This window comes from Mycolicibacterium brisbanense, assembly GCF_001570425.1.
GTDB classification, from domain to species: domain Bacteria; phylum Actinomycetota; class Actinomycetes; order Mycobacteriales; family Mycobacteriaceae; genus Mycobacterium; species Mycobacterium brisbanense.
The window spans coordinates 82,105-106,511 of record NZ_BCSX01000004.1; the positions used below are offsets into that span (position 1 = coordinate 82,105).

23 protein-coding genes are annotated in these 24,407 nt (G+C 68.0%); 16 read left to right on the forward strand and 7 right to left on the reverse strand.

What is annotated here, in order from left to right; all coding sequences use genetic code 11:
* The first annotated feature begins 17 nt into the window (after positions 1 to 17).
* A complete protein-coding gene (locus tag RMCB_RS01680) occupies positions 18 to 1,256 on the forward strand; it encodes an alpha/beta fold hydrolase (protein WP_062827374.1) in 1,239 nt (412 codons plus the stop codon).
* Here the strand turns inward: RMCB_RS01680 and RMCB_RS01685 are convergent.
* Genes RMCB_RS01685 through RMCB_RS01700 form a run of 4 tightly spaced genes read right to left on the reverse strand, consistent with a single transcriptional unit; the run spans position 1,246 to position 6,690 of the window.
* Positions 1,246 to 2,922 (reverse strand): oligopeptide ABC transporter substrate-binding protein OppA, encoded by a 1,677-nt coding sequence (locus RMCB_RS01685; RefSeq protein ID WP_062827375.1) that lies wholly within the window; start codon positions 2,920 to 2,922, stop codon positions 1,246 to 1,248. The two genes, RMCB_RS01680 and RMCB_RS01685, sit on opposite strands and share 11 nt — an antisense overlap.
* A gap of 47 nt (positions 2,923 to 2,969) precedes the next feature.
* The gene (locus tag RMCB_RS01690; RefSeq protein WP_062827376.1) at positions 2,970 to 4,796 is read right to left on the reverse strand and encodes an oligopeptide ABC transporter ATP-binding protein OppD; all 1,827 of its coding nucleotides are present in this window, start codon (positions 4,794 to 4,796) and stop codon (positions 2,970 to 2,972) included.
* Complete coding sequence (locus tag RMCB_RS01695) at positions 4,793 to 5,716, reverse strand: oligopeptide ABC transporter permease OppC (RefSeq protein ID WP_062827377.1); 924 nt, start codon at positions 5,714 to 5,716, stop codon at positions 4,793 to 4,795. The genes RMCB_RS01690 and RMCB_RS01695 overlap by 4 nt, the downstream gene beginning before the upstream one ends.
* Positions 5,713 to 6,690 carry an oligopeptide ABC transporter permease OppB gene (locus tag RMCB_RS01700; RefSeq protein WP_062827378.1) on the reverse strand — a complete coding sequence of 326 codons (978 nt, stop codon included), beginning with the start codon at positions 6,688 to 6,690 and terminating at the stop codon, positions 5,713 to 5,715. The genes RMCB_RS01695 and RMCB_RS01700 overlap by 4 nt, the downstream gene beginning before the upstream one ends.
* Positions 6,691 to 6,894: 204 nt before the next feature.
* Between RMCB_RS01700 and RMCB_RS01705 the strand changes: the two genes are divergently transcribed.
* Positions 6,895 to 7,137, forward strand: a complete 243-nt coding sequence (locus tag RMCB_RS01705; protein ID WP_029366778.1) for a hypothetical protein — start codon at positions 6,895 to 6,897, stop codon at positions 7,135 to 7,137.
* Here RMCB_RS01705 and RMCB_RS01710 read toward each other — a convergent pair.
* A complete protein-coding gene (locus RMCB_RS01710) occupies positions 7,131 to 7,577 on the reverse strand; it encodes a hypothetical protein (protein WP_029366779.1) in 447 nt (148 codons plus the stop codon). The genes RMCB_RS01705 and RMCB_RS01710 overlap by 7 nt on opposite strands.
* A gap of 172 nt (positions 7,578 to 7,749) precedes the next feature.
* On the opposite strand from RMCB_RS01710, the gene RMCB_RS01715 reads away from it, so the two are divergent.
* From RMCB_RS01715 to RMCB_RS01740, 6 genes are all read left to right on the forward strand, one after another.
* Complete coding sequence (locus RMCB_RS01715) at positions 7,750 to 8,454, forward strand: response regulator transcription factor (protein ID WP_029366780.1); 705 nt, start codon at positions 7,750 to 7,752, stop codon at positions 8,452 to 8,454.
* Positions 8,432 to 10,063, forward strand: coding sequence for a sensor histidine kinase (locus RMCB_RS01720; RefSeq protein WP_062827379.1), 1,632 nt, complete (start codon positions 8,432 to 8,434; stop codon positions 10,061 to 10,063). Before RMCB_RS01715 ends, RMCB_RS01720 begins: the two co-directional genes overlap by 23 nt.
* Positions 10,064 to 10,067: 4 nt before the next feature.
* The gene (locus tag RMCB_RS01725; protein ID WP_062827380.1) at positions 10,068 to 11,927 is read left to right on the forward strand and encodes an ArnT family glycosyltransferase; all 1,860 of its coding nucleotides are present in this window, start codon (positions 10,068 to 10,070) and stop codon (positions 11,925 to 11,927) included.
* A gap of 64 nt (positions 11,928 to 11,991) precedes the next feature.
* Positions 11,992 to 13,299, forward strand: a complete 1,308-nt coding sequence (locus RMCB_RS01730; protein ID WP_029366783.1) for a bifunctional glycosyltransferase family 2/GtrA family protein — start codon at positions 11,992 to 11,994, stop codon at positions 13,297 to 13,299.
* A gap of 27 nt (positions 13,300 to 13,326) precedes the next feature.
* Positions 13,327 to 15,243, forward strand: coding sequence for an ArnT family glycosyltransferase (locus RMCB_RS01735; RefSeq protein ID WP_084388337.1), 1,917 nt, complete (start codon positions 13,327 to 13,329; stop codon positions 15,241 to 15,243).
* Positions 15,244 to 15,403: 160 nt separating this feature from the next.
* Entirely contained in the window at positions 15,404 to 15,895 is a 492-nt protein-coding gene (locus RMCB_RS01740) for a beta-class carbonic anhydrase (protein WP_062827381.1), read from the forward strand.
* A gap of 82 nt (positions 15,896 to 15,977) precedes the next feature.
* On the opposite strand, the gene RMCB_RS01745 is transcribed toward RMCB_RS01740, so the two are convergent.
* Positions 15,978 to 16,397 carry a PaaI family thioesterase gene (locus tag RMCB_RS01745; RefSeq protein ID WP_062827382.1) on the reverse strand — a complete coding sequence of 140 codons (420 nt, stop codon included), beginning with the start codon at positions 16,395 to 16,397 and terminating at the stop codon, positions 15,978 to 15,980.
* Between the two features lie 107 nt (positions 16,398 to 16,504).
* On the opposite strand from RMCB_RS01745, the gene RMCB_RS01750 reads away from it, so the two are divergent.
* The 7 genes from RMCB_RS01750 (at position 16,505) to RMCB_RS01785 (ending at position 23,419) form a co-directional block, all read left to right on the forward strand.
* Complete coding sequence (locus tag RMCB_RS01750) at positions 16,505 to 17,839, forward strand: MFS transporter (RefSeq protein ID WP_062827383.1); 1,335 nt, start codon at positions 16,505 to 16,507, stop codon at positions 17,837 to 17,839.
* 90 nt (positions 17,840 to 17,929) lie between these two features.
* Positions 17,930 to 18,859: a sulfate adenylyltransferase subunit CysD gene (gene cysD, locus RMCB_RS01755; protein ID WP_062827384.1), complete on the forward strand. Its 930-nt coding sequence runs from the start codon at positions 17,930 to 17,932 to the stop codon at positions 18,857 to 18,859.
* Between the two features lie 61 nt (positions 18,860 to 18,920).
* Positions 18,921 to 20,765 carry a sulfate adenylyltransferase subunit CysN gene (gene cysC / locus RMCB_RS01760; RefSeq protein ID WP_062827385.1) on the forward strand — a complete coding sequence of 615 codons (1,845 nt, stop codon included), beginning with the start codon at positions 18,921 to 18,923 and terminating at the stop codon, positions 20,763 to 20,765.
* Entirely contained in the window at positions 20,762 to 21,496 is a 735-nt protein-coding gene (locus tag RMCB_RS01765) for a 3'(2'),5'-bisphosphate nucleotidase CysQ (protein ID WP_062827386.1), read from the forward strand. Before cysC ends, RMCB_RS01765 begins: the two co-directional genes overlap by 4 nt.
* 164 nt (positions 21,497 to 21,660) lie before the next feature.
* The gene (locus RMCB_RS01775; RefSeq protein WP_029366791.1) at positions 21,661 to 22,257 is read left to right on the forward strand and encodes a cysteine hydrolase family protein; all 597 of its coding nucleotides are present in this window, start codon (positions 21,661 to 21,663) and stop codon (positions 22,255 to 22,257) included.
* Positions 22,258 to 22,263: 6 nt separating this feature from the next.
* Positions 22,264 to 22,929 (forward strand): pyridoxamine 5'-phosphate oxidase family protein, encoded by a 666-nt coding sequence (locus RMCB_RS01780; RefSeq protein WP_062827388.1) that lies wholly within the window; start codon positions 22,264 to 22,266, stop codon positions 22,927 to 22,929.
* A gap of 19 nt (positions 22,930 to 22,948) precedes the next feature.
* The gene (locus tag RMCB_RS01785; RefSeq protein ID WP_029366793.1) at positions 22,949 to 23,419 is read left to right on the forward strand and encodes an Rrf2 family transcriptional regulator; all 471 of its coding nucleotides are present in this window, start codon (positions 22,949 to 22,951) and stop codon (positions 23,417 to 23,419) included.
* An 8-nt stretch (positions 23,420 to 23,427) separates the two neighbouring features.
* On the opposite strand, the gene RMCB_RS01790 is transcribed toward RMCB_RS01785, so the two are convergent.
* The gene (locus tag RMCB_RS01790; RefSeq protein WP_062827389.1) at positions 23,428 to 23,811 is read right to left on the reverse strand and encodes a VOC family protein; all 384 of its coding nucleotides are present in this window, start codon (positions 23,809 to 23,811) and stop codon (positions 23,428 to 23,430) included.
* A 55-nt stretch (positions 23,812 to 23,866) separates the two neighbouring features.
* Here RMCB_RS01790 and RMCB_RS01795 point away from each other — a divergent pair, with 55 nt between their 5' ends.
* Positions 23,867 to 24,391, forward strand: a complete 525-nt coding sequence (locus tag RMCB_RS01795) for a GNAT family N-acetyltransferase (protein ID WP_062827390.1) — start codon at positions 23,867 to 23,869, stop codon at positions 24,389 to 24,391.
* Positions 24,392 to 24,407: the final 16 nt, after the last annotated feature.

Consider the following 24,407-nt stretch of genomic DNA (forward strand, 5'->3'; position numbering starts at 1 on the left):
CGGCACAATGGACCGCGATGACGATGAACGCGAAGCGCCGGCGCAGGCACGACAAGCTCGCCGCGCAACCCGGCGTCCGTGCGGTCCGGCGGCCGGTGACCCCGGGCAGCGATGAGCACTTCAACCTCTATTACGTGCGGTCCGGCCGGAAGTCCGCACATCCCGTCGTGATCATCCCGGGCGGGCCGGGTGTCGCGTCGGTGCAGTCCTACCGCGGGTTGCGGCGCCACGCCGCAGCCGCGGGTGTCGACGTCATCATGGTCGAGCATCGCGGCGTCGGGATGTCGCGGCACACCGACTCCGGTGCGGACCTGCCGCCCGATGCCATCACCATCGACCAGGCCGTCGACGACCTCGTCGCGGTGCTCGACGACGCCGGGGTGTCCACCGCGACGTTCTACGGCACCTCGTACGGCACCTATCTCGCCTCGGGGGTCGGTGTGCGCCATCCCGAGCGCGTCGAGGCGATGGTCCTCGATTCGCCGCTGTTGTCCACCGGCGACATCGACGCCATGCGCACCGCCATCCGCGGCCTGCTGTGGGACGGCTCGGATCCGCAGGCGTCGGCACTGGCACCCAAGGCTCGCACGCTGATCGAGGCCGGAGTGTTGGGCTCCGCGGGCGGTCAGGTCGCCGGAACCCTGTACGGCTACGGTGGTGCGGCCCTGCTGGACCGCCAACTCGACCTGCTGATGGGTGGGCACACCTTGGTGTGGTCGGCGCTGAGCCGGCTGGGCCGGATGGCGACCCGAAAAGTCCCGTACCGCAACGAATCAGATCTCGTCGGCCGGATCGCTTTTCGCGAATTGAACTACGCGGGTGTGCCCGACGGCCTGCCACTGGATCCGGCGCTGGACCCCCACCTGGGTGGCAACCCGGGGCGCTACGAGCCGTTCGATGCCGAGCCCTATGACCTGGTCGCCGAGATGCAGAAGTTCGATTGGCCCACCGTCATCATCTCCGGGGGCCGCGATCTCACCACGCCGCCGGCGATCGCCGAGCGTATCGCCACGCTGGTGCCCGACGCCGTCCTGGTATCGATGCCGACCGCCGGACACAGCGTGCTCGACAGCCGCGAACGCGCCGCGCTGGCGGTGATCGACGCCGTCCGCAACGGTGCGGCGGAACAACTTTCGGCGACCGCCCCGGAGCTGGACGCGTTGCCGGTACGGCCCGGGCTGCGGCTGGCCATGTCGGCGATCGCGGTTGCGGCCGCGTGCGAGTCGGTGCTGCCGGACCGCGCTCCTACTTCATGAAGCCGATCTTGGTGTAGTCCGGGTCGGCCAGTCCGAACGCGCCGAAGTTGGCCAGATTGCTGCGCACCGCGACGTTTCCGGGCGACTGGAACAGCGGCAGGCTGAACACCTCGGCGAACAGCATCTTGTCGAGCTCGTTGGCGAGCGTCCGCGCCTTGTCGGGATCCAATTCCCGCAGCGTCTCCTCGATCTTGGCGTCGATCTCGGGGCTGCCGATCTTGCCGAAGTTGCTCGCGCCGTTCTGCGTGTAGATCTGGGTCAGCGATCCCAACGGGAACGCGTCGCCGAGGAAGGCGAACTGCGCGATGTCGAAATCGCCCTTGCTGATGAAGTTGGTGAAGAATCCCGTGCCGGGCTTGGTGTCGATGACGAGCTTCACGCCGATCTGGGCCAGAGTGTTCTGGGCGATCTGTGCGACCTGACGGGTGCTGCCCGCGTCGTAGAGCACGTCGCGGATCACCAGCTGCTTGCCGTCCTTCTCCCGGAACTGCCCGTTGAGCTTCCACCCCAGGGCGTCGAGTTCGCTCTTGGCCTTCTCGGGGTCGAACGCCACATCGGCGCTGTTGTCCTGGTAGCCCTTCTGGCCGGCGACGTAGATGTGGTTGTTCAGCGGCACCGGATTGTCGGTGAGCCCGCGTTGCGTGATGTTGGCGATGGCCTGACGGTCGATGCCCTTGGCCACTGCCTGCCGCAGCGCCTTGTCGGCCAGGATGGCCCCCGGCGCGCCGTTGAACGTCAGGTGATACCAGCTGGGGCTGGGCGCGCGGCGGATCGAGATCCCCGGGGTGTTGCGCGCGATGGTCAGCTCGTCGAGCGACGCGGTTCCGGTGGCGTCGATGGTGTTGTTCTGCAGCGCCGGGATGCGCGCGGCGTCGTCGAGCACCGAATACGTCATGCTGTCCAGCAGCGGCGGGGTGCCCCACCACTTGGGGTTGCGCGTCAAGGTGATTCGCTGCGCACCGCGGTCGAGGTTGGACACGATGAACGGGCCCGCCGACGGCCCGGGACCGTTGAGCTGGCCCTTGTTGAAGACCTCGGGGTTCTCGGTCATGCTCTTGGGCAGCAACCGGCCGTTGCCTGCGAACATGCCCTGCCAGTCCGCATACGGCTCGGCGAACGTCATCACGGCCTGACGGTCGTCGACCCCGCGGGTGACCGAGGCGACGCGCTCACTGCCGTTGGGCGCGGCGATCACGAACGCCGGGTTCTTTCCGTTGGTGGCATCGATCTGGGACTTGATGTCTTCCCAGGTGATCGGGGTGCCATCGGACCACACCGCCTTCGGGTTGATCGTGTAGGTGACCACCTGCGGGTTCTTGGAGGTGAGTTCGACGCTGGTGAAGTAGTCGGTGTTGACCGTCGTGGTGCCGTCGGCGGCGATGGTGAAGGCCCGGGGCAGCGTCGGCTTGGACAGCGAGCCGACATCGCCGGTGTTGCCGTCCAGGTGCAGCGGATTGAAGTTCGACGGGAACTCGGTGAGCGCCAACCGCAGATTGCCGCCCTGCTTGAGGTTGGCCACATCCTGCGGGTTGACGTCGCTGGTGGTTCCGACCTCCGCGTTGCCGCCGGCCGAGGGGACCTGGCGATCACCCCCTGAGCACGCGGTGAGCGTGAGGGCGGTGGCGAAGGTGGCGATGGCGAGGCGACGCAGGTTCTTCCCGTTCACCCCGCCGATGCTAGATGCAGCAACGTGCGCTCGGGGGAATGACCCGCTCAGCGCGGCTGGGGCTGTGGCACCGCGGAGAGCAGCCGCTGGGTGTACTCGTGTGACGGGCTGGCGAAAACCGTGTCGCAGGAACCCTGTTCGACGATCGCGCCCTTGTACATCACGGCGACGTCGTGCGCAAGGTGTTTGACCACTGACAGGTCGTGGGAAACGAACAGGTAGGACAGGCCGAATTCGTCCTGCAAATCGAGCAGCAAATTGATGATGCCCGCCTGGATCGACACGTCGAGTGCCGACACGGGTTCGTCGAGCGCCAGGATCTTGGGCTGCAGTGCCAGCGCTCGGGCGATGCCGATGCGTTGCTTCTGCCCGCCCGAGAATTCCGCCGGGTAGCGGCTGGCGTCGGCACGCCGCAGGCCGACGACCTCCAGCAGCTGGGCCACGCGTTCGTCGGTGCGCTGCTTGTCGAAACCGTTGGCGGACAACGGTTCGGCCAACACGTCGAAAACCGGGAGGCGAGGATCGAGGGAGGCCACCGGATCCTGGAAGACCACCTGCAGGTCGGTGCGCACGGCGCGGCGGGTGTGGCGGTCCAGCGCCGCCACGTCGGTGCCCAGCACCTCGATCGAACCCGATTGCGGCGCAGCGAGGTTCAGGATCTGGTGCAGCGTGGTCGACTTACCGGAACCTGATTCACCGACGATGCCCAAGGTGCGGCCCTGCCGCAGCTCGAAGCTGACGTTGTCCACCGCGCGGACCTCGCCGACCTGGCGGCGGAACACCACGCCCTTGGTGAGCTTGTACGTCTTGGCCAGGTCCTGCACCCGCAGCACCACCGGTGCGTCGTCTGACGGAGCCTCGGGGCGGGCCGTCGGCACGTGGTAGATGTCCGCGGCGCTGCGGCCATGCACGTCGGCGGTGCGAATGCACGCAGCCAGGTGGTTTGCGGACACCGTGACCAGTTCCGGCTCGGCAGCGCGGCATTCGTCGATTGCAAGCGGACACCGCGGTGCGAACGGGCAGCCCTGCGGCGTCACGGTCAACGACGGCGGTGAACCGGGGATGGGCACCAGCCGCGTGCCCTGGGCAGCGTCCAGCCGTGGTACCGAGCCGAGCAGACCGACCGTGTAAGGCATCCGCGCGTCGCGGTACAGCTCGCCGACGGTCGCGTGCTCGACCGCGCGCCCGGCGTACATCACCAGCGCCCGGTCGGCGAACTCGGCGACCACTCCCAGATCGTGGGTGATGATCAGCACGCCCGCCCCGGTGACGTCCCGCGCGGTCTTGAGCACGTCGAGAATCTGGGCCTGCACGGTGACGTCCAACGCGGTCGTCGGCTCGTCGCAGATCAACAGATCGGGATCGTTGGCGATGGCGATGGCGATGACCACGCGCTGGCGTTCGCCACCCGACAGTTCATGGGGGAACGCGCGGGCCCGTCGCTCCGGCTGTGCGATGCCGACCAGCTCCAGCAACTCGACGGCCCGCGCTCGTGCGGCCCGCCGCCCCAGCTCGCGGTTGTGCACCTCGAGTGCTTCGGCGATCTGGTCGCCGACCGTGTAGACCGGGGTCAGCGCCGACATCGGGTCTTGGAAGACGGTGCCGATGGTGTTGCCGCGGATCTTCGACATCTGCGCGTCGGAGCGCCCGAGTAGCTCCTCGCCGCGCAGTCGCACCGATCCGGAGACCTCGGCGAACTCGGGCAGCAGGCCGACCACCGACATGGCGCTTGCCGATTTCCCGGCGCCGGATTCGCCGACCAGGGCCACCACCTCACCGGCGTCGACGTGGAAGCTCACACCGCGCACGGCGGCCACCGGGTCGGCGTCGGTCGGGAACGTCACCGTCAGATCGGTGACCTCGAGCAGACTCATCGGCGCTTCTTCCGTCGCCGCAGCTGACCGCTGCCCGGGTCGAGTGCATCGCGTAGGCCGTCACCGGCGAGGTTGGCGCACAGGATGATCAGCACCAGGACCCCGGCGGGGAACAGGAAAACCCACGGGAACGTCGTCGCCGATTTGGTGCCGTCGGCGATCAGCGTTCCCAGCGACACGTCAGGCGGCTGGATACCGAAACCCAGGAAGCTCAACCCTGTTTCGGCCAGGATCGCGACGCCGACATTGAGCGCGGCGTCGATGATCAGCAGGGACGCCACGTTGGGCACGATGTGGCGCACGATGATCCGCCAGCTGCGCACACCCATATACCGTGCGGCGACGACGAATTCACGTTCCCGCAGCGTCATCGTCATGCCGCGCACGATGCGCGAACTGATCATCCAGCTGAACAGCGAGAACAATATGATCAGCCAGAAGACGCGGTCGGACTGGCCCAATCGCGGGGTCACGATGGCGATCAGGATGAAGCTGGGCACCACCAGCAGGACATCGACCACCCACATCAGCGTCCGGTCGCGCCAGCCGCCGAAATAGCCGGCGACGGACCCGACTGTTGCGGCGATGACCGTCGAGATGAGCGCCACGCACACGCCGATCAACATGGATTTCTGCATGCCGCGCAGGGTTTGGGCCAGCAGGTCCTGGCCCAGTGCGTTGGTGCCGAACCAGTGGGTGGTCGACGGCGGTGTCTGCAGCGCGTAGTAGTCCAGGTCGGTGTAGTTGTACGGCAGCAGCGGGGGCAGGGCGTAGCAGCCGACGAACATCACCGCGAGCACGACGAGCGCCGCGACCGCGGGCTTGTTGCGCATGAATCGGCGGAAGACGAGCGTGCGCCGGGTGGCGAACTCCTCGGTGTGCAGACCCGAACGTGCTGCGGTGGCTGTGGTATCGGTCACGTCACCCGCACTCTCGGATCCAGCGCCGCGTAGATCACGTCCGACAGCAGACCGGCCAGCAGCACGACAGAGCCCGTGAACACCGTGATGGCGGCGATGATGTTGGTGTCCTGGGTGGCGATGCCCTGAACCACCCACTCGCCCATGCCGTGCCAACCAAAGATCTTCTCCACGAACACCGCTCCGGTGACCAGTCCCGCGACGCCGTAGGCGAACAGCGTCGCCATCGGGATGAGCGCGGTGCGCAGGCCGTGTTTGAACAGGGCCTGGCGCCGCGTCAGCCCCTTGGCCCGCGCGGTGCGGATGAAGTCCTGGCCGAGCACGTCGAGCATGGCGTTGCGTTGGTAGCGGCTGTAACCGGCGATGGCCGACAGGGCCAGTGTGAAGGTCGGCAGTGCGAGATGCTGCAACCGGTCGGCGAACTGGTTCCAGCCGCCCCCGACGGCGTCGGGCGAGGTCTCCCCGGTGTATTCGAAAAGCCGCACTCCCAGAACGGAATTCACGTCGAGTGCGGCCAGGATCAGCAGGTTGGCGATGACGAAGGTCGGCGTGCTGATCACCAGCAGCGACAGCAGCGTGATGACGCGGTCGGAGAGCCGGTATTGCCGGATCGCGCCCCACGCGCCGACGACGACGCCGATCACGGTGCCCAGCACCGATCCGATGACCAGCAGCCGCAGGCTGACCCCGATGCGGCGCCACAGTTCATCGGACACCGGCTGGCCGGTCACCGTTGTGCCGAAGTCGCCTCGCACAGCACCTGCGGCCCAGTGCGCGTACCGGATCGGGATGGGCTTGTCGAGGCCGAGTTCGGCAGCCTTGGCGTCGATCGTGGACTGCGGCGGGCGCGGATTGCGTTGCAGCAGGCTGTCGAGGGGCTCGAAGGTGTACGAGGTCAAGGTGAACGTCAAAAACGACGCCAGCGCCAGCAGCACGATGTAGTTGAGCAGCCGGCGCGCCAGGAAGCGCGTCATCCGGTTGGTCCCTGCTGCATGGCACACACAGTAGAAGAGGCGAGGCGCAACCGTCCCGAAGCTGAGGATCCGGCGCGCCACTAACCGCCTGGTTGGGAATTTCCAGCGCGGGCTCAGCGTCTTCAAAGTTGTGGCGGGTTCACTGGGGGCTACCTGGCGATTTCGCCAACGCTGACTGAATGAGATCAATCAAGGGGCGATGTCATGACCATCGGGAAACCTCAGAACGTGAAATTCATCGCTGCGATGGCCGGGGGTGCCGCGGTTGTCGCCCTCGGTGCCCTGGGCCTGCTCGGCCACGAGCAGTCGTCCGCCGTGGCGACCAGCACCATGAACCTCGGGGCGACGGTCACCGAGACCACCCCGCCGACCGCTCCGGCCACGTCGATGGCTGTGCCCGGCATCAAGGGCTACAACCCGCCGGCAGGCTTCGCGACCACTCACTGACCGGCGGATGCAGCTTGCCCGATGCTGGTCACGGTGGCTGTCGGGCCGGAGCGCGTGGCCCGGACCGACACGCGGTCGTTGACCGCCCACGTGGGTTTGAGCGTTGCGGGCAACGCATAGGTCTGGCTGAACCCGTCAGTGCTCACGACCGTCACTGAATCGGCGGTCAGCGCCGTGATCATCCCCACCTGGGTGAGTTCTGTGGTGTAGCCACCATGGCCGTCGCGGCGGACCGACTCGCTGTGAACCGTTGCGGCGTCGGCATTGTCGCGATTGTCGCGCCCGGGCTGCGCCCAGGGCGGGGGACCGTCGCCGTGGTGACCGGCCGGGCCGGCCTCACCCATGCCCGGGGAATCCGTCGCGGCGTACACCGCGGCGCCGCCGAGTCCGGCTATCGCCGCGGCGACGCCGATCGCGGCAACCGTCCGCCTCACACTCATGGCACCCACCGTGCAGGCATCGTCTGTGCGTCGGCTGTGAGTGGAGTCAGCGGCAGATGAGCGCAAGTTTCACAGCTCGGGCATAGACAACGCATAGGGCGGCCCCATCGCGTCGGCGAATAATGGGCGTGTGCCTGCAGCCGTCAACGACAACGAACCCGCCCGTGCCGTGATGCGCCGCGCCGACGGCAACCCGATCCAGGTGCTCGTCGTCGACGACGAACCGGTGCTGGCCGAACTGGTGTCGATGGCCTTGCGCTACGAGGGCTGGGATATCGCCACCGCCGGTGACGGCGCCACCGCCATCGCCGCAGCCCGGGAAAACCCGCCTGACGTCGTGGTACTCGACGTGATGCTGCCCGACATGAGCGGGTTGGAGGTGTTGCAGAAGCTCCGGGAACAGATTCCGGGACTGCCGCTGCTGCTGCTCACCGCGAAGGACTCGGTGGAGGACCGCATCGCCGGTCTGACCGCGGGCGGCGACGACTACGTCACCAAACCCTTCAGCCTCGAAGAGGTCGTGCTGCGATTGCGGGCCCTGCTTAGGCGCACCGGCGTGACCAGTGAGGACGGCGGCGCCAAGATCATCGTCGGCGACTTGGTTCTCGACGAGGACAGTCACGAGGTGACCCGTGCGGGCGAGCCCATCACGCTGACCGCGACCGAATTCGAACTGCTGCGCTTCATGATGCGCAACGCCAAGCGCGTGCTGAGCAAGGCGCAGATCCTCGACCGGGTGTGGAGCTACGACTTCGGTGGCCGCTCCAACATCGTCGAGCTGTATGTGTCGTATCTGCGCAAGAAGATCGACAGTGGCCGCGAACCGATGATCCACACATTGCGTGGCGCGGGTTATGTCCTCCGGCCCCCGCGCTGAGGTGGCCGGAACCAGGTGGTGGCAGCCACGCACGTGGTCGTTGCGCCGGCGGCTGGTGCTGACCCAGGTGGCCTTGCTGGCCGTGGTGTGCGTCAGCATCGGTGTCGCGACCGAGTTTGCGCTGCAACGGTTCCTGATGAACCAACTCGACGACCAGGTCATGGAGGCCGGACGCCGGTCGGCCGCAATCTTCGAATTGCCGCCGCCCCCACTGATGTTCCCGCCCCCGCTGGGCCCGGATGGGCGGCCCATGAACCCGCCGCCGGGACGCCACCACATACTGTTCGACCCCGAACGCGGCCCGGGCCCAGGGTTTCTCAACGCGCCCGGGCAGGCCGCGCGCACGGTGGGAGCTGTCGTCGCCCCCGGGCGGCCGGTCGACGCGGGTGTGATCACCTCCGACGGTGACCGGGTGTTCGTCAGTGCCGCCGCCGCCGATCAGCTGGCCCAGGTGCCCCCCGACCACACCCCGAGGACCATCGACGTCGACGGGCTCGGCCGGTACCGGGTGATCGGCCTGCATCCTCGGCACGGCGGCCCGCAGACCATCGTGACCGGGCTGCCGACCTCAGTGGTGGACGACACGCTGCTGTGGGTGCTCGGCATGTTCGCGGTGCTGGCCGTCGTCGCGCTGATCGCCGCCACGCTCGGCGGCATCCTCATCATCCGCCGCCAATTAGCCCCGCTCTCAAGGGTTTCCGCTGCCGCTCGAGCGGTGGCCGACCTCGAACTGGATCGCGGTGAGGTGCGGCTGCCCACCCCGATCGTGAAGGTCGACCCGGCCAGCGCGCACACCGAGGTCGGGCAGCTGGGCACGTCGCTTAACCGCATGCTGGACCGCATCGCCAACGCCCTTTCCGCGCGGCACGCCAGTGAGACCCGGGTGCGTCAATTCGTCGCCGACGCCAGCCATGAACTACGGACGCCGCTGGCTGCCATCAGGGGCTACACCGAGCTGGCGCAGCGCAAACGCGACGATCTGCCCGTCGACGTCGCGCACGCGATGAACCGCGTGGAATCCGAGACCGCACGCATGACCCAGCTGGTCGAGGACATGCTGCTGCTGGCGCGCCTGGACGCCGGTCGTCCGCTGGAGCGTGAGTCGGTCGACCTTTCGCGGCTGGTGGTCGACACCGTCAGCGACGCGCACGTCGCCGGGCCGCAGCATCAGTGGTCGCTTGAGTTGCCCGATGACCCGGTGGTCGTCGACGGCGACGAGGCCCGGCTGCATCAGGTGCTGGCCAATCTGCTGGCCAACGCGCGTACCCACACCCCACCGGGAACCTCCGTCACCGTGACCCTGGAACCCGATCACGACGGCTCGGTCGCTTTGACCGTCGCGGACGACGGGCCCGGCATACCCGAATCGCTGCAGCCCGAGGTGTTCGAACGGTTCGCTCGCGGGGACTCGTCGCGGTCGCGCCGCGAGGGCAGCACCGGGCTCGGATTGGCGATCGTGGCCGCTGTCGTCAAAGCCCATGGCGGCACCATCAGTGTGCGCAGCACCCCAGGTGCGACGGCGTTCACCGTCCGTCTTCCCGGTGTTCAGCCCTCACAGGCTACGCACAGGTCCGACCAATCCGACACCAAGTTGCCGTCGCAACGATGAGAGTGTGAGTCTGGTTGCTGTCGACCCTGTCGTGGAAGAGGTTGGGGCACAGGACCGGACCCTGACGCTCCGGGTGGCCGGGCGCGAACGCCTGGCGCTGGCGGTCCTGCTGGTGGCGACCGCGGCGCTGTACCTGTGGAATCTCTCGATCAGTGGCTGGGCCAACGCTTTCTACTCCGCGGCCGCCCAGGCCGGAGGCAGCAACTGGACCGCGATGCTGTTCGGTTCCAGTGACGCGGCGAACGCCATCACCGTCGACAAGACCCCGGCCGCGCTGTGGATCGTCGACCTCTCGGTGCGGCTGTTCGGGCTGAGCTCGTGGAGCATCCTGGTGCCGCAGGCGCTTGAGGGCGTCGCCGCCGTCGCGATGCTCTACGCCGCGGTGCGCCGGGCCGCGGGTCCCACCGCTGCGCTGCTGGCCGGCGTGGTCTTGGCGCTGACCCCGGTGGCCGCGTTGATCTTCCGTTTCAACAATCCCGACGCGCTGCTGGTGTTGCTGCTGGTGGTGTCCGCCTACTGCGTACAACGGGGTATCGAGAAGGACGCGAGCCGGTGGTGGTTCGTCGCCGCGGGTGCCGCCGTCGGCTTCGGGTTCCTGGCCAAGATGCTGCAGGCGTTTCTGGTGCTACCGGGCCTGGCCGCGGCCGCACTGACCGCGGGGGACCGGCCATTGCGCGGACGGCTCGCTGATCTGCTGGCCGCCGCTGCGGCCATGGTGGTCAGCGGCGGCTGGTATCTGCTGCTGGTCGAGTTGTGGCCGACGTCGTCGCGGCCCTACATCGGTGGATCTCAGCACGACAGCATCGTCGAACTCGTATTGGGCTACAACGGTTTCGGCAGGCTCACCGGGGAGGAGACCGGTGGTCTGGGCAACATGAACTTCGACGTGGGCGCCGGGCGGCTGTTCGGCTCGCAGATGGGCGCCGACATCGCATGGCTGCTGCCGGCCGCGCTGATCTGCCTGGTCGCCGGGCTGCTCATCACGCGGCGTGCGCCCCGCACCGACCAGACCCGGGCCGCGCTGCTGCTGTGGGGTGGCTGGCTGCTGGTCACCGCGGCGGTGTTCAGCTTCATGAACGGCATCGTGCACCCGTACTACACCGTCGCGCTGGCGCCCGCGGTGGCTGCTCTGATCGGTATCGGCGCGACGCTGATGTGGCAGCGGCGCAACGACATTCGGTCCGCGACCGCGATGTCGGGCGCGGTGCTCGTCACGGCGATCCTCGCCGCGGTACTGCTGGCCCGCCAAGGCGATCCCATGCCGTGGCTGCGGGCCGCCGTCGCGGTCGGGGGAGTGGGATCCGCCGCGCTGCTGCTGGTGAACGGATGGCTGGAGCGCCGGGTGGTGCCCGCCGTGGCCGCCCTGGCTCTGCTGTCGTGTCTGGCCGGGCCCGCAGCCTATGCCGTCGCGACCGCCGCCAACCCACACAGCGGCGCCATCCCGTCGGTCGGACCGTCGCGCGGCGGTGGCCCGTTCGGCGGCTTCGGCGGCATGTTCGGCTCACCCGAACCCGGCCCGGTGCTGACGGCGCGCCTGTCCGCCGACGCCGCGCAGTACACGTGGGCGGCGGCCGTGGTGGGGTCGAGCAACGCTGCCGGTTACCAATTGGCCACCGGCGCACCGGTTATGGCCGTCGGTGGATTCAACGGTACCGATCCCGCACCGACCCTCGACGAGTTCATCGGCGATGTCGACGCACACCGGATCCACTACTTCATCCAGAGCCGGATCATGGGCGGCTTCGGCGGCCGCACGACCAGCGGCAGTCAGGACGCCTCCCGCATCGCCGAGTGGGTCGAGAACCACTTCACCCCGATCACCGTCGACGACGTGACCATCTACGACCTGACGCACCGTGGATAGAACACATAGCCGGCGCATAGCTTCGCCCAACGGGGAACACACACCACGGGAGAATTCTGAAGACATGACAGAAATCGCCACGCGGTCGGACTTCCACTTCGACGCTGACTACGACACCGCTTATGACGGCGACGTTCAGCCGGGCCGGTTCCATTTCGCGTCGCGGCCCAACGCGGCGGTCGCCGCGCGTGCCGCGGGCGTCCCGGTACTCGACGTCGTCGTGCCGGTGTACAACGAGCAGGCAGCGCTCGCCCATTCAGTGCGCCGGTTGCATCGCTACCTGCGGGAGAACTTCGCGATGCCGACGCGTATCACCATCGCCGACAACGCCAGCGTCGACGACACCCCGCTGATCGCTGCCGAACTGGCCGCCGAACTCGACGACGTGCGCGTCGTGCGGCTGGAACAGAAGGGCCGCGGCCGTGCCCTGCACGCCGTGTGGTCCACCTCGGACGCCCCGGTGCTGGCCTACATGGACGTCGATCTGTCCACCGACCTGGCCGCGCTGGCGCCGCTCGTCGCTCCGCTCATCTCCGGGCACTCCGATCTGGCGATCGGCACCCGGCTCAGCCGGGGTTCTCGCGTGATCCGCGGTGCCAAGCGCGAATTCATCTCTCGCTGCTACAACCTGATCCTGAAATCGACGCTGTCGGCCCGGTTCTCCGACGCGCAGTGCGGTTTCAAGGCCATCCGCGCCGACGTCGCGCACGAGTTGCTGCCGTACGTCGCCGATACCGGCTGGTTCTTCGACACCGAACTGCTGGTGCTCGCCGAGCGCAGCGGTCTGCGCATCCACGAGGTGCCGGTGGACTGGGTCGACGACCCGGACAGCCGCGTCGACATCATCGCCACCGCCACCGCCGACCTCAAGGGCATCGGCCGGCTGCTGCGCGGGTTCGCCAACGGTTCGATCCCTGTCAATACCATTGCCGCTCAGCTTGGTTCATCACGCAAGTCGGCCCCGCCGAGCTCGCTGCTGCGCCAGGCGGTGCGTTTCGGGGCCGTTGGCGTGGTGTCCACCCTGGCCTACCTGCTGCTCTTCATGGCGTTGCGGTCGGGCCTTGGTGCCCAGGCGGCCAACCTGGTCGCGCTGCTGGTGACCGCGATCGGCAACACCGCCGCCAACCGGAGGTTCACCTTCGGCATCGCGGGCGCCGGCAATGTCACGCGACACCATTTCGAAGGCCTCATCGTGTTCGGTATCGCGTTGTCGATCACCAGTGGTTCGCTGGGCCTGCTGCACCTGCTGACCCCGGTCCCGCATCGCGCGGTCGAGCTGGGTGTGCTGGTGGCGGCGAATCTGGTTGCCACGGTGGTCCGCTTCGTGCTGTTGCGCGGCTGGGTGTTCCACCCGTCCCGGACGCGACGCTGAACCGCCACTGACTGAAAGACGACGGACATGTTGACGATCACTGATCCACAATCGGACGCCGTGACGGCATCCGGTGAAAGCCCCGCCCCGGTGCAACCCCGCTGGGTGCGCCCCTCCTACTGGGTGCTGCTCGCGGCGACCGCGGTGCTGTACCTGTGGGGGCTCGGTTCCGCGGGATGGGCCAACAGTTACTACGCCGCGGCCGCACAGGCCGGAACCCAGTCCTGGAAGGCCTGGCTGTTCGGGTCACTGGATCCGGGTAACGCCATCACGGTCGACAAACCTCCGGCCGCGATGTGGGCAATGGGCTTGTCCGGCAGGCTCTTCGGCTTCAACGAGTTCACCCAGCTGTTGCCGCAGGCGTTGATGGGTGTGGCCGCGGTGGCCGTGCTCTACGCGACGGTCCGGCGCAGCAGCGGTCCGGGTGCGGCGCTGCTCGCCGGTGCGGTGCTCGCGCTCACCCCGGTGGCCACGGCGATGTTCCGGTACAACAACCCCGACGCGTTGCTGGTGCTGCTGCTGGTGGTGGCCGCCTACTGCATGGTGCGCGCGACCGAGAACGGCGGTACCCGCTGGGTGGCGCTGACCGGTGTCGTGGTGGGTTTCGCGTTCCTGACCAAGATGTTGCAGGCGTTCCTGCCGCTGCCCGGGCTGGCCCTGGCGTTCCTGGTGGCCGCGCCCATCCCGCTGTGGAAGCGCATCGGTGCGCTGGCCGTCGGAGTGGCGACGATGATCGTCTCGGCCGGCTGGTACATCGCCCTGGTGTCGCTGTGGCCTGCGGATTCCCGGCCCTACATCGCGGGCTCGACCGACAACAGCCTGCTGCAACTGGCCTTCGGCTACAACGGAATCGACCGCATCGTCGGGCAGAACCAGCCCGGTGGCGGGTTCGGGCACGGCCCCGGCGGCGGTGGCGGGCCGAACCTGTTCTTCGGCGGCCAGGCCGGTATCGGCCGCATGTTCGGTCAGTCGATGGGCACCGAGGCATCCTGGCTGTTGCCTGCCGCGCTGATCGGTCTGGTGGCCCTGCTGTGGCTGACCCGCCGGGCTGCGCGGACCGACAGGCTGCGCGCAGGCGCGCTGCTCTGGGGCGGCTGGCTGCTGGTCACCGGTGCGGTGTTCAGCTTCATGGACGGCACCATCCACCCGTACTACACCGTGGCGCTGGCTCCGGCTATCGCGGCGCTGGTGGGCATGTCAGTGGCGGCACTCTGGCCGCTGCGGGCACAGCTGCTGCCCCGCCTGGTGCTCGCAACGATGTTGGCGGCCACCGGAATCTGGGCCTTCGTCCTGCTCGACCGCACACCTGACTGGCTGCCCGCGCTGCGCTGGATCGTCGTCGTCGGCGCCGTCGTGACCGCCGTGGTGCTCGCGGTCGGTGGGAACCGGCTGGGCCGTGCGACGGCAGTGGTTGCCTTGGCGGCCACGGTGTTCGGGCTCGGGGCGACCGTGGCCTACTCGATCGAGACGGTGGTCAACAGTCACAGCAGCGGGCCGATGCCGACGGCAGGCCCCAAGCGCGACATGGGATTCGGCGGCCCGGGCGGGCATGGCGGCCCGGGTGGGCCTGGTGGGCCGGGTGGATTCGGCAAGGCCGACGACGTGGCACTCGGTGAGCTGATGACCGGGCTCAACAACCGTTGGGCCGCAGCAAGTGTCGGCTCGATGATGGTCAGCGACCTGGAACTCAAGACCGGCGCCTCGTTGATGGCGATCGGTGGGTTCACCGGCGGGGACAACTCGCCCACGTTGGCGCAGTTCCAGCAATACGTCGCCAACGGTGATGTGCGGTACTTCTTCGACCGGCCCGCCGGCGATCACGGCGGCCCGCCGCACGATCCGCACGGCAGTGCCGGGGACATCACCAACTGGGTCAAGGCGCACTTCACCCCGCAGGAGATCGGCGGCATCACCGTCTACGACCTGCAGCACCCCCGCGCCTGAGCTCTTCCCGCACCTTTTCTTTCGGCGACTTTCTTTCGGCGAGCAGACACGCAGGTACCCCGACACGCTAGTGTTCGGGTACCCGCGTGTCTTTTCGCCGTAAAAGTCACGCCGATTCTGACCGGTGACGACGTCCGGCGAAGCGGCTAGGTTCCGGCGCATGTCCGTCACCGACGAGTACCTGGCCAACAACGCGCAGTACGCCAAGACCTTCACGGGCCCGCTGCCGTTGCCGCCGAGCAAGCACGTCGCGGTGGTGGCCTGCATGGACGCCCGGTTGGACGTCTACCGCATCCTCGGCCTGGGCGACGGCGAGGCGCACGTCATCCGCAACGCGGGCGGTGTCATCACCGACGACGAGATCCGGTCACTGGCCATCAGCCAACGCCTGCTGGGCACCAAAGAGATCATCCTCATCCACCACACCGATTGCGGCATGCTGACTTTCACCGACGACGAGTTCAAGCGCAGGATCCAGGACGAGACCGGCATCAAGCCCGAGTGGGCCGCGGAGTCTTTCGGCGATCTGGAAGAGGATGTCCGGCAGTCGCTGCGGCGCATCGAGGCCAATCCCTTCGTCACCAAGCACGAATCGTTGCGCGGCTTCATCTTCGACGTCGCCACCGGCAAGCTCGACGAGGTGACGATTTAACCCGTCCAGCCGCGAACGTGCGTCCACTGCGAAAATTTCGCGAAAATTTCGCAGAGGACGCACACTCGCGAGCGGTGACGCGCTAACCCACCTTGTAGGTGGCGACCGCCTTGGCCACGGCATCGCCTTCCGGCGTGATCACGTCGACTTCGCAGTGCACCAAGGCTTTCCCCTGCCGCAGCGCCCGCCCGACGCCGATCAGATCGGTCGCGCGGGCCGGGGCAAGGTATTGCACAGCCATCGACACCGTCACCCCGCGTAGGGAATCGGGGACATCGGCGCGGGCCCAGGCAGCCGCCATCACGGTGACATCGGCCAGCGCCGCGATGGCGCCGCCATGCACCATGTCGCCGAGGGTGACGTTGCCGGGATCCCACGGCAGGCGTAGCCGCACGACGCCGTCGACCGCGTCGAGCGATTCGGCGACGATGCCGAGCTTCGCCACAAACGGGGATTGCGGGATGAACTGCGCCATGACTTCCGGTCCGGTCTGGGTGCCCATGGCACCGTAGTCTGCGCACCGCCGGTCATCGGTTCAATTACCTGGCAAGTAATGCCACTAGATTTGCACCGGTGTCGACACCAGAGCCTCAACCGTTTCCCCGGAGCATGGCCCTGCTCGTCGCAGGCGCGTTCTTCATGGAGATTCTCGACGCCACCATCATCACCCCGGCCATTCCGCTGATCGCGTCGTCGCTGCACGTCGAAGCCGTCGATGTCAGCGTCGCGATCTCGGCCTACCTGGTCACCGTGGCCGTGCTGATCCCGGCCAGCGGTTGGCTGGCCGACCGGTTCGGCATCCGCCCGGTGTTCATCGCCGCCATCGCGGTGTTCACGCTGGCATCCATCGGGTGTGCGGTGAGCCTCTCGCTGCCCATGCTCGTCGGTATGCGGGTGCTGCAGGGGATCGGCGGCGCGATGATGGTGCCCGTCGGACGGCTCGCGGTGCTGCGCTACAGCGACAAGTCCGATCTGGTCCGGGCCATCGCCCTGCTGACCTGGCCTGCGCTCGCGGCTCCCGTGCTGGCGCCGGTGCTCGGCGGCGGGATCGCCACCCTCGGGAGTTGGCGGTGGATCTTCGCGGTCAACGTGCCGATCGGCATCATCGGATTCGTCTTGGCGCTCAAGCTGATCCGCGGCGCACCGATAGCGTCGCCCCGCACCCTGGACTGGCCGGGCCTGCTGGCGCTGGGGTCGGGGATCGCCGCGGCCTTGATCGCGCTGGAGCACGTCCGGGTATCCGGCACGGACTGGGGCCTGGTCGCGGGATGTGCGGCCGGGGCCGTCGTCCTGCTCGCCGGTGCGGTGTGGCATCTGCTGCGTGCGTCGTCGCCGCTCGTGCAGTTGCGGGTGCTGCGGGTGCCGACGCTGCGTATCACGGTGTCGGCCGGGTCGCTGTACCGCATGGTGATCACCGCCGTGCCGTTCCTGTTGCCGCTGCAGTACCAGCTGGTGTTCGGGTGGACGCCGTTTGCGGCCGGCTTGATGGTGGCCGCCCTGTTCGCGGGCAACCTGACCATCAAGCCGATCACCACGCCTCTGATGCGCCGGTTCGGCATCCGGACCGTGCTGCTCGTCAACGGCGTGCTGTCGGTGGGCTGGTTCGGTCTGCTGGCGCTGCTGCGGCCGGGCCTGCCCGTCGTGCTGATGGCCGCGATCCTCTATGTCAGCGGGGCGCTGCGCTCCATCGGGTTCACCGCCTACAACAGCCTGGCGTTCTCCGACGTCGAGGGGGATCGGCTGACGCACGCCAACACGCTCAACGCGTCGGTGCAGGAACTCGCGGCCGGCCTCGGCATCGCGGTGGCGGCGCTGCTGCTGAGCCAGCTGGCGTCTTATCCGTGGACCTATCTGGTGCTCGGTGCGCTGCTGGCGCTGACGCTCGTCGAGACGCTGCGGCTGCCCCGTACGGCGGGGGCGCATGTCAGCGGGCATGACGGCTGACCTTCGGGCGTTGACACTCGTACCGTATGCCGATAGATTCCTGGCCATGCTTGCAATCCTGGCCATTTCTACCAACTTAATGGAGAAGTGATGACCGCAACGCTCAAGGCTGAGAAACAAACCGGGCACTACGAGCTGAGCCATCTGCGCTCGCTCGAAGCCGAAGCCATCCACATCATCCGTGAGGTCGCCGCCGAGTTCGAGCGTCCCGTGCTGCTGTTCTCCGGCGGCAAGGACTCGATCGTGATGCTGCATCTGGCCATCAAGGCGTTCAAGCCGGGACGGCTGCCGTTCCCGGTGATGCACGTCGACACCGGCCACAACTTCGACGAGGTGCTGGCCGCCCGCGACGAGCTGGTCGCCGAGCACGGCGTGCGGCTCATCGTCGCCAAGGTGCAGGACGACATCGACGCCGGTCGCGTCGTCGAGACCATCCCGTCACGCAACCCCCTGCAGACCGTCACGTTGCTGCGGGCCATCCGGGAGAACAAGTTCGACGCCGCATTCGGTGGGGCCCGCCGCGACGAGGAGAAGGCGCGCGCCAAGGAGCGGGTGTTCAGCTTCCGCGACGAGTTCGGCCAGTGGGACCCCAAGGCGCAACGCCCCGAGTTGTGGAACCTGTACAACGGCCGGCACCACAAGGGTGAGCACATCCGCGTCTTCCCGTTGTCGAACTGGACCGAATTCGACATCTGGTCCTACATCGGCGCAGAAAAGATCAAGCTGCCCTCGATCTATTACGCCCACCAGCGCAAGGTTTTCGAGCGTGACGGCATGCTGCTCGCCGTGCACCGGCACATGCAGCCGCGCAAAGATGAGCCGGTGATCGAGAAGTCCGTGCGCTTCCGCACCGTCGGCGACGTCACCTGCACCGGCTGCGTCGAATCGACCGCGGCCACGGTGTCCGAGGTGATCGCCGAGACGGCGGTGTCGCGGTTGACCGAGCGCGGCGCGACCCGCGCCGACGACCGGATCTCCGAGGCGGGTATGGAAGACCGTAAGCGGGAGGGCTACTTCTGATGGGGCGAGCGAAGCGACGGGGGAATTGGTTGGGGCGAGCGAAGCGACGGGGGATTTGACCATGACGACTCTTCTCCGCCTGGCCACCGCGGGTTCCGTCGACGACGGCAAGTCCACGCTGATCGGCCGGCTGCTCTACGACAGCAAGGCCGTCATGGAGGACCAGCTCGCCGCCGTCGAGCGCACCTCCAAGGAACGCGGTCACGACTACACCGACCTGGCACTGGTCACCGACGGCCTGCGCGCCGAGCGTGAGCAGGGCATCACCATCGATGTCGCCTACCGCTACTTCGCCACGGCCAAGCGCAAATTCATCATCGCCGACACCCCCGGGCACCTGCAGTACACCCGCAACATGGTCACCGGAACCTCCACCGCACAGCTGGCCATCGTGCTGGTCGACGCCCGCCACGGCCTGCTCGAGCAGTCCCGCAGGCACGCCTTCCTGGCGTCGCTGCTGGGCATCCAGCACATCGTGCTCGCGGTCAACAAGATGGACCTGATCGGTTGGGATCAGGAGAAATTCGAGGCCATCCGCGACGAGTTCCACGCGTTCGCGGCCCGCCTGGACGTTCACGACGTGACCACCATCCCGCTCTCGGCGCTGCTCGGGGACAACGTGGTGACCAAGTCCGACGCAACGCCGTGGTACGACGGTCCGGCGCTGCTGAGCCATCTGGAAGACGTCTACATCGCCGGTGACCGCAACCTCGTCGACGTACGGTTCCCGGTGCAGTACGTGATCCGGCCGCAGACCCACGAGCACGCCGACCACCGCAGCTACGCGGGCACGGTCGCCAGTGGCGTGCTGCGCACCGGCGACGACGTCGTCGTGCTGCCCGCAGGCAAGTCCACCCGGATCACCGAGATCGAAGGCCCGTCCGGCATCGTCGACGAGGCCTTCCCTCCAATGGCCGTGTCGATCAGCCTGTCCGACGACATCGACATCTCACGCGGCGACATGATCGCGCGACCGAACAACCAGCCGCGCGTCGTGCAGGATTTCGACGCCACCGTGTGCTGGATGGCCGACGACGCGTCGTTGGAGCCGGGCCGCGAGTATCTGGTCAAGCACACCACGCGCACCACGCGGGCAAAGGTGGTCGGCCTCGACTATCGCCTCGACGTCAACACCCTGCACCGCGACAAGTCCGCGACCGCACTCAAACTCAATGAGCTGGGCCGTATTTCGTTGCGCACCCAGGTGCCGCTGTTGCTCGACGAGTACAGCCGCAACGCCGCCACCGGGTCGTTCATCCTGATCGATCCCAACACCAACGGCACCGTCGCCGCGGGCATGGTGTTGCGTGACACCCGCAACGAGACCTCGAGCCCCAACACGGTGCGCCACCAGTCGTTGTGCACCGCCGAGGACCGACTGTCGAAGGGTCGCACCGTGTGGTTCACCGGGCTGTCCGGTTCGGGGAAGTCGTCGGTGGCCATGCTGGTGGAACAGAAGCTGCTCGAAAAGGGCATTCCCGCTTACGTTCTCGACGGCGACAACCTGCGGCACGGGCTGAATGCCGACCTGGGCTTCTCGATGGCCGACCGGGCGGAGAATCAGCGCAGGCTCGCTCACGTCGCCGCCATCCTCGCCGACTCCGGTCAGGTCGTCCTGGTGCCCGCCATCAGCCCGCTCGAGGAGCATCGCGCGTTGGCGCGCAAGGTCGCCACCGAAGCGGGCCTGGACTTCTTCGAGGTGTTCTGTGACACCCCGCTGGAAGACTGCGAACGGCGAGATCCCAAGGGGCTCTACGCCAAAGCCCGCGCCGGCGAGATCACCCACTTCACCGGGATCGACAGCCCGTACCAGCGGCCGAAGAACCCCGATCTGCGGCTGACCCCCGACCGCAGCCCGGACGAGCTGGCGCAGTCGGTCATCGACCTGCTGGAAGGCGGCCGATGAACGACCACGAACTGGCCGCGCGGCTGGCCACCCGTGCAGGGGATCTGCTGCTCGATGTGCGTGCCGACTTCGCCGACGCCACGGTCGAGGAGCGAAAAGCGGCCGGGGACAAGCAGTCCCACGACTTCCTGATGGCGGAGTTGGCGGCGCATCGTCCGGGCGACGCCGTGCTGTCCGAAGAGGGAGTGGACGATCCGGTCCGGTTGAGCGCCGACCGCGTGTGGATCGTCGACCCGCTCGACGGCACGCGCGAGTTTTCCGAACTCGGCCGTGACGACTGGGCCGTGCACGTGGCCCTGTGGGAGGCAGGCGAATTGGTCGCGGGCGCGGTGGCCCTGCCCGCCCAGAACACCACCCTGTCCACGCCCGACGTGGCCGCGCCCCGCGCGTTCGACGGGCCGCCCCGGGTGGTCGTGTCGCGTACCCGGCCGCCTGCCGTGGCGCTTGCGGTGCGTGACGCGTTGGACGGCACGCTGGTCGAAATGGGTTCGGCCGGAGCCAAAGTCGCCGCCGTCATCCGCGGCGTCGCCGACGTGTACGTACACGCCGGCGGGCAGTACGAGTGGGATTCGGCCGCGCCGGTCGCCGTGGCGCGGGCCGCCGGGCTGCACACGTCGCGCATCGACGGTTCGCCTCTGGTCTACAACTCGGCCGATCCCAAGCTGCCCGATCTACTGGTGTGCCGCCCCGAGCTGGCCGAGCGGGTGCTCGCCGTCACTGCTCCGCAGTAGCCTCCGCCACGCGCGCCTCGATTACCGCGACAGTCCGGCCGTGCTGGCCGGGCTGGACGCGTATGTCGAGCGGCTGAAGCAAGAGTGCTGACCGGCGTGGGACCAGTCCGGGTAGTCCCACGATTGGAGCCTGAGCGCCGTCGCGGGCCACTAGGCTCATCGAGATGACCCGCCCCACTCTGCGCGAACTTGCCAGCTTGCCCGTCGAACCCGTGCGCCTCGCCGACTCCGCCCTGGTCCTCATCGACTGCCAGAAGACCTACACACAAGGGGTCATGGAGCTCGAAGGCGTCCAGGCCGCGCTCGACGAGACTGCGGAACTGCTCGAACGCGCCCGCACCGCTGGTATTCCGATCATCCACATCCAGCACTCGGACGGTCCTGGCTCGTTGTACGACATCGAGGGGGAGAGTGGCGCGATCGTCGATGCGGTGGCACCACGCGGCGATGAGCCCGTGGTGGTCAAGCAGTTCCCGAACTCGTTCGTGCAGACCGACCTCGACGAGCGGCTCAAGGCCGTCGGCGCGTCGAACCTGGTGCTCGCCGGCTTCATGACTCACATGTGTGTGAACTCCACGGCCCGCGGTGCTTTCAGCCTCGGCTATGCGCCGACGGTGGTCGCCGCCGCGACCGCAACCCGCAGCCTGGCGGGCCCGGACGGTCAGGCGGTACCGGCGGCGGCGTTGCAGGCGGCAAGCCTCGCGGGCCTCGCTGATCTGGTGGCCGTCGTGGTGCCGGGCACCGCAGACATCCCCGACTAGCCCGCCATGACGCACCCCGACACCCGGGTGACGCGGCTCGCCGAGCTGCAGAGCACCTCCCGCAGCCGGCTCGACCAACTGCTCGACAGCACGCCGCTGGCCACTGTCGCACTCGTGCGCGACGGTCATCCCGTGGTGTTCCCGATCGGATTCGCCCGTATTGGGGACGATCTGGTCATCCACGGTTCGACCGGCTCACCGTGGATGCGGGCGTTGGCCGACGGGGCGCCGGTCGCGGTGTCGGTCACCGCACTGGACGGCGTGACGGTGGCGCGCAGTGCGTTCGAATCGTCGTTTGCCTATCGCAGTGCGGTGGTGTTCGGGACGTTCGAGCGCGTCGCCGACGCGGACAAGACCGGTTACCTGCAGATCTTGACCGATACGTTTGTGCCGGGCCGCGTCGCCGAACTGCGGGACAGCACCGCCAAGGAACTGGCGGCGACGCTGGCGTTGCGGCTGCCCATCGGCGTCGACAACTGGTCGTTGAAGATCAGCGACGGCTGGCCGGAAGACCCGCCTGAGGACGTCGCCGCCGGAGCCTGGGCCGGGGTGGTGCCGTTGACGACGCAGTACGGGCCGCCGCAAACCGCCCCGGACGTCGCTCCGGGCACACCGGTGCCGCCCTCGGTACGCGCCATGACGGGTGCCCTGCGCAACACCGCCCCGCGGTAGCGCTGGCAGAATCCACACCATGCGGATGTCGGCGAAGGCGGAGTACGCCGTCCGCGCCATGGTCGAACTGGCCACTGTCGGCGAGGGCGACCTGGTCAAAACCGATGATCTGGCCAAGGCGCAGGGCATCCCGGCGCAGTTCCTGGTCGACATCCTGTCCGATTTGCGAACCGACCGCCTGGTTCGCAGCCACCGCGGCCGCGACGGTGGCTACGAGCTGGCCCGCCCGGCCGACGCGATCAGCATCGCCGACGTGTTGCGCTGTATCGACGGCCCGCTCGCCAGCGTCCGCGACATCGGGTTGGGCGATCTGCCCTACTCGGGTCCGACCGCCGCGCTCACCGACGTGTGGCGGGCGCTGCGGGCCAGTATGCGATCGGTGCTGGAGGAGACCAGCCTGGCGGATGTGGCCAGCGGCGCGCTGCCGGACCACGTTGCGAAGCTGGCGGGCGCCTACCTCAGTCAAGAGGCGCAGCGGGGTCACGGTTAGGCGAGGACTCAGCCGCCGTACGGCCGGGTGATGATCTCCAGGTAATGCCCGGAGGGATCCTGGAAGTACACCCCGCGGCCGCCGTCGTTGTGGTTGATCTCGCCCGGCCGCGCGGCCCGCGGATCGGCCCAGTGCTGCAGCCCGCGTTCCCGGATGCGGCCGTAGATCGCGTCGAACTCGTCCTCGGAGACCAGGAAGGCGTAGTGCTGCGGCCGAATGTCCTCATCCGGGCCCACCTGGGCGTAGTCGAGGCTCACGCCGTGGTTGAGCGTCACGGCCAGGAAGTGGCCGAATTCTTTGGCGCTGGGCAGACCGAACAGGTCGGTGAGGAAGGTCGCCGACTCCTCGCGGTCCTTGGCGGCAACGATGGTGTGGTTGAAGGTGATGGCCATGTAGATCCAGTAAACCCCTGCGCCGATACGGGCGGCAACGGTGCAGGATATGGGGATGGCCGAGGTACCGACACTGACCGGGCCGCGGGTGCGGCTACGGGCTCCCGCGGTCACCGACGCCGACGCGATGTTCACGCGCATCGCCGCCGACCCTGAGGTGACGCGCTACCTCGCCTGGCGTCCGCATCCCGATGTGGCCGAGACCCGGCGCGTGATCACGTCGTTGTTCAACGCGGGCAACGAGATAACGCGTCTCATCGAGGTCGGCGGCGAAGTCGTCGGCCTGTGCGCCCGCCGCTACCGGCAGCCCCATGAGGTCGAGCTGGGGTACTGCCTGGCGCGGGACTGGTGGGGGAGGGGACTGATGTCCGAGGCGGTCGCGGTGCTGCTGGACGAGATCGTGCGCGATACCGCGGTGTATCGGGTGTCGGCGTTCTGCCACGTCGACAATGCCGCGTCAGCCGGCGTGCTGCGCCGGTGTGGTCTGACGCGCGAGGGCCGGCTGGTCCGCTACTCGATGTTCCCGAACATCAGCGAGCAACCACAGGACGTGCTGATGTTCGGAAAAGCGTTGCGGTAGCGGACCATCCGCGGGT